This window comes from Zobellia russellii, assembly GCF_044597075.1.
Classification (GTDB): Bacteria; Bacteroidota; Bacteroidia; order Flavobacteriales; family Flavobacteriaceae; genus Zobellia; species Zobellia russellii.
Window position 1 is genome coordinate 2,133,686 of sequence record NZ_CP139000.1, and the last position, 12,826, is coordinate 2,146,511.

General features: G+C 37.8%; 11 protein-coding genes and 1 pseudogene. 9 read left to right on the top strand and 3 right to left on the bottom strand.

Features of this window, described 5'->3' with window-relative positions:
• Window positions 1-781, top strand: a pseudogene (locus SJY45_RS08645) (zinc ribbon domain-containing protein).
• A gap of 89 nt (window positions 782-870) precedes the next feature.
• On the top strand, window positions 871-1,302 hold the full coding sequence (locus SJY45_RS08650) for a DUF4174 domain-containing protein (RefSeq protein ID WP_400074102.1): 432 nt from the start codon (window positions 871-873) through the stop codon (window positions 1,300-1,302).
• Here SJY45_RS08650 and SJY45_RS08655 read toward each other — a convergent pair.
• Window positions 1,299-2,639, bottom strand: a complete 1,341-nt coding sequence (locus SJY45_RS08655) for an FAD-dependent oxidoreductase (RefSeq protein WP_400074104.1) — start codon at window positions 2,637-2,639, stop codon at window positions 1,299-1,301. The two genes, SJY45_RS08650 and SJY45_RS08655, sit on opposite strands and share 4 nt — an antisense overlap.
• Before the next feature lie 146 nt (window positions 2,640-2,785).
• Here SJY45_RS08655 and SJY45_RS08660 point away from each other — a divergent pair, with 146 nt between their 5' ends.
• From SJY45_RS08660 to SJY45_RS08675, 4 genes are read left to right on the top strand one after another with little or no spacing between them, the layout of a single operon-like run.
• Window positions 2,786-3,430, top strand: coding sequence for a flavin reductase family protein (locus tag SJY45_RS08660; protein WP_215441956.1), 645 nt, complete (start codon window positions 2,786-2,788; stop codon window positions 3,428-3,430).
• On the top strand, window positions 3,420-3,557 hold the full coding sequence (locus tag SJY45_RS08665; RefSeq protein WP_303406488.1) for a DUF2256 domain-containing protein: 138 nt from the start codon (window positions 3,420-3,422) through the stop codon (window positions 3,555-3,557). Before SJY45_RS08660 ends, SJY45_RS08665 begins: the two co-directional genes overlap by 11 nt.
• A 31-nt stretch (window positions 3,558-3,588) precedes the next feature.
• Window positions 3,589-4,884 carry a DASH family cryptochrome gene (locus tag SJY45_RS08670; protein ID WP_400074107.1) on the top strand — a complete coding sequence of 432 codons (1,296 nt, stop codon included), beginning with the start codon at window positions 3,589-3,591 and terminating at the stop codon, window positions 4,882-4,884.
• Window positions 4,885-4,910: 26 nt separating this feature from the next.
• Window positions 4,911-6,443: a cryptochrome/photolyase family protein gene (locus SJY45_RS08675; RefSeq protein WP_400074109.1), complete on the top strand. Its 1,533-nt coding sequence runs from the start codon at window positions 4,911-4,913 to the stop codon at window positions 6,441-6,443.
• Between the two features lie 154 nt (window positions 6,444-6,597).
• Here the strand turns inward: SJY45_RS08675 and SJY45_RS08680 are convergent, their stop codons facing one another.
• Window positions 6,598-7,146 (bottom strand): ClpP family protease, encoded by a 549-nt coding sequence (locus SJY45_RS08680; protein WP_400074111.1) that lies wholly within the window; start codon window positions 7,144-7,146, stop codon window positions 6,598-6,600.
• Window positions 7,147-7,537: 391 nt separating this feature from the next.
• Here SJY45_RS08680 and SJY45_RS08685 point away from each other — a divergent pair, with 391 nt between their 5' ends.
• The 3 genes from SJY45_RS08685 to SJY45_RS08695 all read left to right on the top strand — a co-directional run bounded on the left by SJY45_RS08685 (window position 7,538) and on the right by SJY45_RS08695 (window position 11,664).
• The gene (locus SJY45_RS08685; protein WP_400074113.1) at window positions 7,538-9,970 is read left to right on the top strand and encodes a gliding motility-associated C-terminal domain-containing protein; all 2,433 of its coding nucleotides are present in this window, start codon (window positions 7,538-7,540) and stop codon (window positions 9,968-9,970) included.
• An 11-nt stretch (window positions 9,971-9,981) separates the two neighbouring features.
• Complete coding sequence (locus SJY45_RS08690; protein ID WP_400074115.1) at window positions 9,982-10,887, top strand: type IX secretion system membrane protein PorP/SprF; 906 nt, start codon at window positions 9,982-9,984, stop codon at window positions 10,885-10,887.
• Window positions 10,888-10,983: 96 nt separating this feature from the next.
• Complete coding sequence (locus SJY45_RS08695; protein WP_400074116.1) at window positions 10,984-11,664, top strand: hypothetical protein; 681 nt, start codon at window positions 10,984-10,986, stop codon at window positions 11,662-11,664.
• Between the two features lie 3 nt (window positions 11,665-11,667).
• Here SJY45_RS08695 and SJY45_RS08700 read toward each other — a convergent pair whose 3' ends face one another.
• Window positions 11,668-12,822, bottom strand: coding sequence for an MFS transporter (locus SJY45_RS08700; protein ID WP_400074118.1), 1,155 nt, complete (start codon window positions 12,820-12,822; stop codon window positions 11,668-11,670).
• Window positions 12,823-12,826: the final 4 nt, after the last annotated feature.

Here is a 12,826-nt window from a genome sequence, read left to right on the forward strand (position 1 = left end):
ATGGCAAAAAAATCAGAAGCAACGGTAGAGGAAAAGTTAAGGGCATTGTACGACTTGCAATTGATTGATTCAAGAGTAGATGAAATACGTAATGTACGAGGCGAACTTCCTTTAGAAGTAGAAGATTTAGAAGATGACGTTCTTGGTCTTAAAACAAGATTGGACAAGTTGAAAACAGAATGTTGAGACCATCAATTTTGAGATTGGCGCAAAAAAGAACCTTATAGATGAGTCTAAAGCACTTATAAAAAAATATACGGAACAACAGAAGAACGTTCGTAACAGTAGAGAATTTAACTCTATTAGCAAAGAACTTGAATTTCAAGAACTTGAAATTCAATTAGCGGAAAAGAACATTAAAGAGTTCAAAGCACAGATAGAGCAGAAAAAAGCAGTTATTTCCGAAACGAAAGAACGTTTATCTGAGCGCGAGTCTCACTTAAAGCATAAGAAAAGCGAGCTTGATGCTATTTTGGCCGAGACCGAAAAAGAAGAAAAAGCACTTCTTGCCCAGTCTGAAAAATACCAAAGCGAAATAGAAGAACGTCTTGTTAAGGCTTACACACGTATCCGTAACAACGTTAAGAACGGTTTAGCTGTTGTGCCAATCGAAAGAGGCGCCTCAGGAGGTTCTTTCTTTACTATTCCGCCACAGGTACAGGTAGAAATTGCTTCCCGTAAAAAAATAATTACGGATGAGCACAGTGGTAGAATATTGGTTGATCCAGTTCTAGCTGAAGAGGAGCAAGAAAAAATGGGAAAAATGTTTACTAAAATGTAATTCTACATTTCCCTAATAAAACCAAAGCCATCTACTTTTCAAGTGGATGGCTTTTTTTTGGTATCTTAACAACTATAGAAAAGCTAATTATGCAAATTCTTAAACCTTTGTTTCCAATCCTATTCTTTATGACTTGGTGCTACTCATGGAGTCAAAACCTTGATGATTACAAATGGGAGAACCGTTTATTATTTTTCATAGCTGATAATGAATCTCTTACTCTTGAAAAAAATGTAAAGCTATTTACAGAGAATAAAAATGAATTAAAGGACCGTAATCTTATTATTCTAATAATGAACCGTAAAAATATTTTTAATACGGATGGCAGTAAATTGGATGTAAAAGCTGAACACGTCTATGAACAATTCCAATTATTGACCGATTATGATGGTATTTTACTCATAGGTAAGGACGGCGGTGCCAAATTAAAAAAACCGCTGCCGGTTAATCCAGAAACTATATACAACACAATAGATGCTATGCCCATGCGCCAATCCGAGTTACGGAATAGAAAAAATTAAATCAAGCTCAATATCTTCTGCTCTACTTCTTCACTATCCCACTTATCCTCAATATTGGGCATTTCCAATACTTTTTGCATAATAGCTTCCTGAGCATCACCCATTTCTAGGGCTTCTGAATAGGGTCTGTTAGAAAATGTAACCCTAGAGTAGGCCGGAATCCATTTATCCGGGTGAAGGGCTGCAAAACGCTTCTCTATTTTTTTCTGTAACAGAAATTTAGGGTCGGCCGTCTTACTGCTCATTTCAACAAAATTGCGGTAACTGAGTTCCGCTATGGCATCTGCATTTGGTTTTCGTTCTTCTTGATACTCCTTAAAAATAGCTTCCCAATCATCTCCGTACTTCTCTATTTTCTGCTTTAGAATAAAAATATCTTCAAAACCTGCATTCATACCTTGACCGTAAAAAGGAACGATTGCATGGGCAGAATCTCCCACTAAAGCCACTTTGTCCCAATAGGTCCAAGGATAACATTTCATAGTTACCATGGCACTTGTAGGGTTCTTGAAAAAGTCTTGTGTTAGGTTTTCTATCTCTTTTCTAACATTAGGAAAGTAGGTTTTGAAAAAATCTTTTGCTTGTTCTTTTGTTTCAACACTTTCAAAGGATACTTCTCCCTCAAAAGGCATAAATAAGGTACAGGTAAAACTACCATCAATATTAGGCATGGCAATCAGCATAAATTTACCTCTAGGCCAAATGTGAAACGAATTTTTATCCAGCTTGTGAGTGCCGTCCTCGTTGGCCGGTATAGAAAGTTCCTTGTAGCCTACGTCAATAAAATCCTGTGAATAATCAAACCTGCTTCGCCGTTGCATTTTATGCCGTACACGAGAAAATGCGCCATCGCAACCAAAAATTATATCATAGTTGTATTCTTTCCACTCGCCTTTTTCGGTCTCTCCTGTATATAATGTAGCTTCTGGTAAGTCTACATTCCAGACCTTCTCATCAAAACGAAACTCCACACCGGCATCTTCCGCCAAGTCTATCATCTTTTTATTCAGCACACCTCTAGAAATAGACCAAATAGCCTCTCCTTCTTTCCCATACTTTTGAAAATAGATGGGCTTATCTATTACATGCATGGCTCGCTTATCCAATGGGATAGCTATCTTTTTTATTTCATCCTCTATACCTACCTCGGCCAAAGATTGCCAGCCTCTATTGCTCATGGCCAAATTAATGGAGCGTCCTGAAAATTTAATATTTCTAATATCCGGCCTCCTGTCAAAAACGGTAATGGTATGGCCCATTTTTTTGAGATATATGGCCAGTAAAGAGCCAACAAGGCCAGAGCCTATTATGGCTATATTCTTAGAAGATTGTATCATATATTTAAGCTGAGAGGCTAATAAAGGACTAAAATAAGACATCAAAATTAAATGTACCCCTATAGTCCTAAAAATTGACGCAATTACACATAGAGAAGATATATTGTTTTAATATTTCATAATTTTATTAAACAAAACGCCAAACAATGTTGCACTATCAAGACGAAGATTTAAGTAAACTAACTTCTCGTTACCGCGCCAATCTCATAAATAGCTGTACTGGTTATAAATCACTAAACCTTATAGCTTCAATAGCTGGTCCTCAATTTACAAACTTGGCCTTATTTAATTCTGTAGTACATATTGGGAGTAATCCCGCAATGTTAGGCTTTATTTCTCGTCCATTAACTGTTCGCCGAGACACTTACAACAACATCAAAAAGAATCGTTTTTTCACGGTAAATCAAGTTAACGAGGCCATATACAAAGATGCACATCATACCTCTGCAAAATATGATGCGCTTACATCTGAATTTGAAAAAACGGGTTTGACCGAAGAATTCTTGGATAATTTCAAGGTTCCTTATGTAGCTGAGAGTTCTATTAAAATAGGTTGTGAATTTGTAAACGAATATACTATAGAGGAAAACGGATGTCTCCTAATTATTGGCGCCATCAAGCATATATACATCAATGAAGAAATCGTATCAAAAGATGGTTGGATACAATTGGACAAAGCAAATACAATTTCCTCTGTAGGTTTGGACGGCTATGCTTTACCAAAAGTTATTGACAGGTTGGCCTATGCCAAACCTCATGAGAAGACAAATTCTCTCTGGCATGAGTCATAAAAAAATACATCTACCAACTAAAGTTTGTGTGGTCTGCCTCAGACCTTTTGTGTGGCGAAAGAAATGGGAACGCGATTGGGAAAATGTAAAATATTGTAGTAAAAAATGTAGACAAATGGCAAATTGAATTTTAATCTTTTATTAATTAAATATATCCTATGAATTTAGTCTGGTTTAGAAACGATTTAAGAATCGCCGATAATCCGTCTTTATCGCAAGCCTGCAATACTAAAGACAATGTTATTGCGGTATATTGTTTTGACCCAAGGCATTATGAAAAAGATATTTTTGGTTTTCAAAAGACTTCAAATTATCGCGCTCAATTTTTAATAGAATCCGTATACGAATTAGAAAGAAACCTTAGTGAACTTAATATTTCTTTGATAATAGTTTACGATAAACCGGAACATACGATTCCACACCTAATTGAGAAGTATAGTATTGAAGCGGTTTACTTTCAAGAAGAATGGACTACAGAGGAAAGGAGTGTTTCAGAATCCGTAATTCTAGCATCTCCCGATTATATAAAATTTAAATGTTCATACGGTCAGTTTTTAATTCACCCGGACGCAATTCCATTTCAAGACTACCAAAATATACCTGAGGTCTTTACAGTTTTTAGAAAAACATGCGAAGCTAAAACTAAAGTCAACCCAGTTATTCCTGTACCTCTACCCCAGCCGAAAAACAACTTAATTAAACAGCGTCATAAAAGTTTAGAACTTTCGGATTTAGGTCTTTTGAGTTTTGAAGAAGACTTCAGAACTGCTTTTCCTTTTAAAGGCGGAGAAAACCAAGCAATCAAAAGAATTGAAGAATATATCTGGAAAAAACAGAAATTATCGGTTTATAAAAAAACTCGTAACGGACTAATTGGTTCGGATTATAGTTCTAAACTTTCCGCATGGTTAGCAAATGGTGGTATATCTCCACGAACCATTTACTGGCATGTAAAAGATTTTGAAAAAGAAATTATCAAAAATGAGAGTACGTACTGGCTCATCTTTGAACTGTTATGGCGAGACTATTTCAAATACATTTCTTTAAAACATCAAAATAAAATATTCTGCTTAAAAGGTATTTCCGGAAGACCATATAATTGGCATAGCTCTGAAACATTATTAATACAATGGATTGAAGGCCGTACCAAATCTCCTTTCATAAATGCCAATATGAAAGAATTGTCTTCAACAGGGTGGATGAGTAATCGCGGGCGCCAAAACGTAGCAAGTTTTTGGTCCAAAGAGCTAGAACAAGACTGGCGTATTGGCGCCGCTTATTTTGAAAGTATGCTCATAGATTACGATGTGCATAGCAATTGGTGCAATTGGATGTATACAAGTGGTGTAGGAAACGACCCTAGGAATAGAAAATTCAACATAGAACGCCAAGCAAGTATTTATGACCCTCAAGGAAAATTTCAAAATCTGTGGTTACAAGAAACCCTCTTCTAAATAACTACACCATATAAATTATATTCATGAAGACATTACGACTCATCTTAGGAGATCAACTGAACGAAAACCATTCTTGGTTTAAAGCTGTAGATAAAAATGTTATTTACTTAATGGCCGAAATGCGCCAAGAAACGGACTATGTTAAACATCATATCCAAAAAGTAGTGGCATTCTTTTTAGCTATGCGTAATTTCTCCGAAACTATAAAGTCCAAAGGCCATCAGTGTATTTATTTGAAAATTTCCGATAATAACAACCCTCAAAATTTGGAAGAAATAATAAAACATTACATTGAGGAGACCACCGCAACAAATTTTGAATACCAATTACCGGATGAATATCGTTTGGACCAACAATTACAATCTATTTGCCAAAATCTGGATTGCAACTATAAAGCCGTAGAAACCGAGCATTTTTATACCACTAGATTTGAGCTCAAAAACTTTTTCTCAGGCAAAAAACAACTTATTATGGAAAGTTTTTACCGCATGATGCGTAAAAAACACCATATTCTAACCACCGGAAACCAACCAGAAGGTGGCAAATGGAATTACGACCATAGCAATCGTAAAAAATGGAAAGGTCAACCTACGATACCAACATCTAAGGACTTTCATAATAATGTGCAGCATCTTATTTCCGAAATTAATGAAAGTGGAGCACAAACATTTGGGCGCATAGACCCTACTAATTTTAATTGGCCTTGTTCAAGAAAAGAAGCATTGGCCGTCTTGGATTACTTCTGCGAGAACCTGCTGGAACATTTTGGTGATTTTCAAGATGCCCTTCACACAAATGAAAAGTTTTTGTTTCATTCAAGGTTATCGTTTGCTATGAACAGTAAGATGATTTCACCCAAAGAAGTCATTGATTCGGTCATAGCATACTACCATGATCATACAGATACCATTCACATTTCTCAAGTAGAGGGCTTTGTTCGTCAAATTCTAGGTTGGCGAGAATATATGCGCGGTATTTATTGGAAAGAGATGCCTACCTATTCCAAGGTCAACGAACTAAATAACACCAACTCTCTACCCGATTTCTTCTGGACCGGTAAAACTAAAATGAATTGTTTGCATCATGCCATTGAACAAAGTCTTGACGAGGCCTATGCACACCATATACAACGCTTGATGATTACTGGCAATTTTGCACTTTTAAACATGACGGATCCCGACCAAGTAGATGCTTGGTACCTCGGCATCTATATTGATGCCATTGAATGGGTAGAAATAACCAACACAAGGGGTATGAGCCAATTTGCAGATGGTGGTATTGTAACCACCAAACCTTATGTTAGTAGCGCCAACTATATAAACAAAATGAGCAATTATTGTAGTAGCTGCCATTATTCCCACACTAAAAAAATAGGAGACAATGCGTGTCCGTTCAATGCTCTGTACTGGAACTTTCTAGACGAAAAGCGTGAACATTTTAAGGATAATAACCGAATGGCTATGATGATGAGCCTGTTGAACAAAAAATCTGCAGAAGAACTAGAAGCCTTAAAAAAAAGAGCCAATGCTATTATTGAAAAGCCCGATTTATATTAAAGTTATATAGTTTTTGGGGAAAAGGAACATCCTACGCAAAAATTTGCTTTGTAAATACAATAATGGTTTCGCGAGAGCGTCTATATATCCCAAAAAAAGTCCTTCATAATTTAATTACGAAGGACTTTTTCTTTTTTTTTGGAGATTAAAATTACTATTCTAAAATACCATCTACAATGCCATAGCCAATAGATTCTTCGGCATTCATCCAATAATCCCTATCAAAATCTCTCAATACCTTTTCATAGTCCTGACCACAATTGTCCGCTAAAATACGCGCACTCAATTCTTTGGTCTTGATGATTTCTTTGGCCTGAATTTCAATATTTGAAGCTTGGCCTCTTGCACCACCACTAGGCTGGTGAATCATAACCTGCGCATGGGGCTGAATAAACCTTCTACCTTTTTTTCCAACAGAAAGCAATATAGAACCCATAGAGGCCGCAAGACCTGTACAGATTGTAGAAACAGGGCTTTTTAAAGATTTTATGATGTCATACATAGCAAAACCAGAAGTAACGTAACCACCCGGACTATTTATATATAACTGTATTTCTTCATTATTCTGCATATCTAAATACAATAAACGATCTATAACGTGCTTGGCGGAATCATCATCTACCATGCCCCATAAGAAGACCTTTCTTTCTTCTAACAATTTTTCGTCTATCGCTTCTTGAACTTTTCCTTTTTTAGAACTCATTTGCTATTATTTATACATCTCAAAATTAAACAATTTATCTGTACCAAAATAGTGTTACATGATTATCAATGTAATTACCCTTCATCGCTTTTTCTTACAACCCGTCCCAGACCGTTCATTTATTCTCATCGATAGAAATAAACCGCTCATCTATAGATATATGCCGCTAACGAATAAAACCTACGTTCATCGTATAGTCTACTAATTAACAAGGGTATAGGTGACCTTTGTACGGAACAAATAAAACATATGCTATAAAATTACGGCACTTTTTTATCCCAAATAACCTAGTTGCTACAGATTGAACTTGACCTTAATTACACCATTGCACACCCTTTACAGGTAAAGACTTAATGTAGCTTCTAATTATATGTTTACAAAACTTATAATTATGAAGAAAAAATTACACCAAAAAAAAATTACACGAGCTCTTGGGTTCGTTTTTCTCATATTCGCTTTTAACTCCGTCAGTGCGCAACTTCAAAGAGGGTTCTCTCCTCGGTATTCGGAAACCATAACAGGTGACTTTACTATGGTTGCTAACAACGTACTTTCCCGGCATGCAACAAATGCATACAACGGAAATGGTAGTAACCATGATTTTTCGGATAACGTATTTGTAGATATAGATAGTGATCCTACTACATTTAATTCTAGTAGCGCCAATTTATCAAACCCCTCTCCCGGCAGTTCTTGCTTGACCATAGAACGTGTTTTTCTGTATTGGGCAGCAGCCGATAAAGAATATGAAGTAGATGGTTCCGGAACACCAATTGCGGGCAATGGAGGCGTTGAGCCCTCTTGGAATTTTGATGATATTAAATTAATGCTGCCAGGGTCTAGTAACTATGAGGCCACCCTAACCGCAGACGAAGTTATTTACCGCGGTAGGGACGACCATTTTGTTAACGACCCCTATATCTGCGTTAAAGACATTACGAGTTACGTGCAAGGGTTGAGCGACCCTTTTGGCACCTACCAAGTAGCCAATGTTAAGGCCACTGAAGGGCAATTACTATCTCATGGTGGCGGAAGAACAGGTACTTCCGGTGGATGGCAAATAGTCTTTGTTTGGCAGAGTCCGCTTATGCCACAGAAACACATTACCCTTTTTGATGGGTATGCCCATATTACAAGCACACAGAATAATTTTGATGTTACTTTTGATGGTTTCCAAACTGTACCTAACGGCGAGGTAAAAGCAAATATGGTCATTGGTTCTTTTGAAGGAGATAGAGGAATTTCTCGCGATCAGTTATTGATATTGGATACCTCTAACTCATGGGAACCTTTGTCCACTCCAATGAGACCGGCCAATAATTTCTTCAATAGTTCCATTACCACAAATGGCAGTGACTTTTTGGACAGAATGCCCGCAAGTTCAAATACATTAGGGTATGATGCCAGCTTATTTCATTTGGAAAATACGGGCAACTCCCTAATTACCAACAATCAAACATCGGCTACGGTTCGTATGACTTCAGACCAAGAGGTTTATGGACTTTATCTTTTAGGTATGGCCGTAGAAGTTTATGAACCATCGCTAAACTCACTAGACCTTTACGCCACCGCTTCGGATGAAAACCCACGAACTGGAGAAACCATTCAGATATATTTGGATGTGGCCAATACGGGGAACGACAATATTAGAAATTTATCTTTCTCTACTACCATACCCGAAGAAATGGACTTTATAAGTGTGGAACCGTTGCCAAGTGAGATTACCTATAATTTTGACCCGGTTACAAGAGAACTTACTTTTAATGTAGCGGATGGTTATACGGATGTTACCAGTGCGCCCTATACTATTCAATATGCGGTACGTATTAAAGATGATGCTTACTTTTCAAGTATTCCCGCTTGTACGTTTAATTCGGATTCTCAAACCGTGGCTTTGTACACCGGCGAAATCAACACAACCCAACAAACCTCTAACAGTTCGTTTACGTTTGATGAATGTGGCGTTGGAAACGGAGACCCCACTACTATTATCATTAGCATTACCGATGTAGAAGCACCGGTCTTTGCTGAAAATCTTCCTGGAGATATTACGGTACCTTGTAACGGAGTACCGGATGCGGCCATCCTAACTGCTATAGATTATTGCGACCCGGACCCTACCGTAACTTTTACGGAGACCGCAACCAATGACCGAAATTGTGAAACCGGTTACGAGATAACCCGAACTTGGACAGCAACGGATAATGCCAACAATACCTTCACCCATACACAAATTATCACTGTAATATCCGATGAATGTATGATGGACGAGGAAGCACCAACATTTGTGGAAGAACTTCCGCAAGACCTTATTGTAGATTGTGATTCTATTCCCGAGGCAGATGTGCTAACGGCTATAGATAATTGCGATACGGACCCCGTAGTAACTTTCACGGAAACCGCAACAAATAACGAAGACTGTACTACAGGTTACGAAATTACAAGAACATGGATTGCCGTAGATAACAACGGTAACGAAACTACACATACCCAGCTTATTATAGTTGAAGCGGATATGCCTTGTGATATTGAAAATCTAGTAGTTTCTAAAACCCTGACCGCCAATGGCGATGGCATAAATGATGTGTTTGAAATTTCAGGATTAGAAGGTTGTGATTACACCTATCATCTAAAAGTTTTTAACAGATGGGGCAATATTGTCTATGAAAATAGCGATTACACTAATGATTGGAGCGGCTATGCACCTAAAAGTTCATTGGGCAACTCAGCTATGCTTTCATCAGGAACATATTACTATATCATTGGCTTTGGAAACAATGAAATAAAACCTGTTAACGGATATATCTATATCGGTTCTAACTAAAAAAGGCAGTCATGACTACGTTAAAAAAATATCTAGCTGTTCTAGCTATAAGCTGTGCCTTTTTCTCAAATGCGCAACAACTACCGCAATTTACACAATACGTATACAACACCATGTCAATAAACCCGGCATACGCCGGAAGCAGGCAAACGTTAAATGCTACTGCCTTGCACAGAAACCAATGGGCAGGTATAGAAGGTAATCCTACCACAAGCACCCTATCGGTTCATACGCCTATACGGTTCAGTAATGTAGGTGTTGGGTTATCCTATATAAACGACCAATTGGGATATGAAAAAACCAATTACATTTATGCGGATATCTCATATACCGTTCCCTTAAGTAGCACCGTTAATATGGCCTTAGGGTTAAAAGGTGGTGTTACCAACTACAAATTAGATACTCCGGACGAAACGGACCCATTCTTCTTTGATGGTTTTTCTAAATGGAACCCCAACATGGGAGCCGGAATTTATGTAAGCTCCAATAAATGGTATCTGGGTGTTTCAACTCCTCGTATTCTTAATACCGATTTAAACAATGGTGAATTCGTGGCTCTTGAACGTAATAGTTATTACGCCATTGGTGGATATGTTTTTGATATAGGCGAAACCACAAAATTCAAGCCCACGGCAATACTTAAATACACCAACGGGGCACCTGCATCATACGATGTAACGGCCAATTTTCTTTTCTATGAGAAATTTTGGATCGGTGCTTCCTATCGTTTTAATGACTCGGACAGTTTTGGGGTACTAATGGATTATGCTATTTCCGATTCTTTTAGAATTGGGTATGCTTATGATTTACCTACCTCAACTTTTAGACCCTATTCCGGAGGCACACATGAGGTCATTCTTATCTATGAACTTTTTGACCGAGGTATAAAAGCCATGAAATCTCCTCGTTATTTCTAAATAGATTTTCATTTTTATAAAAGTACCTCGTCATCCATTTTACTTTACAGTCTTTGCTTTAAACAAAAGCGGTTATCTTTGGGGAAAATTCTAGTTATGACAAAGTACTTTTCCGCCTGCATACTTTTGACCTTTTTAGTTATAGGTTGTAAAGAGACCAAAAAGTCTGAAGCACCACAACCTGAAAAAGAACTATCCATTCTAGAAAAAATAGCCTATGCCAATGGTTACAAAAATTGGAACAAGGTAGAAGAGCTTAAATTCACTTTTAATGTAGACCGTGATACTTCTCACTTTGAACGTACATGGATTTGGAAACCAAAAACTAACCAAGTTACTGCCATATCTACCAAAGACACTTTAGTCTACAACCGAAAAGACATGGATAGCACCGCCTATAAAACCAATGGTGGATTCATAAATGATAAATATTGGCTCATAGCGCCTATAAACATTTTATGGGACAAAGATGGAAGCACCAATGAGCTTACGCCAAATGTAGAGGCACCTATCAGCAAAAAGCCCATGCAAAAACTAACGGTAGTTTACAAGCAAGAAGGTGGCTATACCCCTGGAGACGCTTATGATTTCTATTTTGGCGATGATTATCTAGTTAAAGAATGGGTGTTTAGAAAAGGTAACCAAGAAGAAGCTTCTATGACCACCACTTGGGAAGATTACACCGAAGCAGGTGGACTCAAAATTGCCAAAATGCATCAAAACGAGGATGGTAGTTTTAAACTCTATTTTACCAACATTGAAGTAAAAACAAACTAAGTATTACGTTTTTTTTCGATTTCTATTCAATTTAAAAGTAGCGGCCAATACCAAAAGAGCGCAAGCGAACAATACCAGAAAACAGGTCTTGAGCGAGGAGCTATCGGCAATAAACCCTAAAATTGGCGGAGCTACCAAAAATCCGGTATAGCCCGTGCCAGCAATAAAAGAAACACCTTGCGCGGAATCCACACCTTTTACTTTGCCTCCAATACGAAAAACTTCGGGTACCATAACGGAAAAACCGAGTCCGCTTAAAGCAAACCCTGCAATGGCCAAATAGGTTTCGGTACTTAAAACCATTAGGTATCCTACCAACACCAAAATAGTAGCAAAAGTTACCATTTTTACTGAGCCCATTTTTTCGCTTATACCATCACCTAAAAATCTCCCCAAGGTCATGGTAACCTGAAAACCTAAAAATCCGGCGCCCCAGAGCAACTCGGGTGCCAGGCTTATTTCCTTTAAATAAAGTCCGCTCCAGTCTACAATGGCGCCTTCACTCCCCATCGCTACAAATGAGATCAACCCAAGAAACAGCATCGGCTTAAATAATTTTAAACTGAATGCTTCCTTTTCTTCAACCGCTGCCACTACATTTTTATATTTTCCGTGGAAAATAAAATTCACGACTAAAACCAGTATCACCGCTAATAACATATGTAAAGGTGGATTATCCAGAGGACCGATAAGAAAACTACCAAGGCCGGCCAAAACCCCTCCCAAACTGAAAAAACCATGAGAAGCACTCATAAAATTTTTCTTATCCTCCTTTTCCAGCTCCGTTACCAAGGTATTCATAGAAATATCCGTAAACCCATTGGAAGCCCCTAATAGAAAAAGTGCTGCCATAAGGGTATAATAACTAGGTGCCAACAAAGGCAAAAGGGCCGCTATACTGCTCAACACTACCCCGTACCATGTTGCTTTTCCTACCCCTATTTTATTAATGATAGATGAAGCCATAGGAAACACCGTAAATACCCCTAGAGAAAGAAAAAATATAGCCAAACCCAATTGGGACTTGTCTATTTGAAGCTGCTCCTTTACAGTTGGTATATAAATTGCCCAAGTACCAAAAAGAATATTTATACTGGCAAATACCCAGGCCGCCCCAAAATAACGGGAATTGGTAAATATAAGGCGTAATGATTTCATGAAA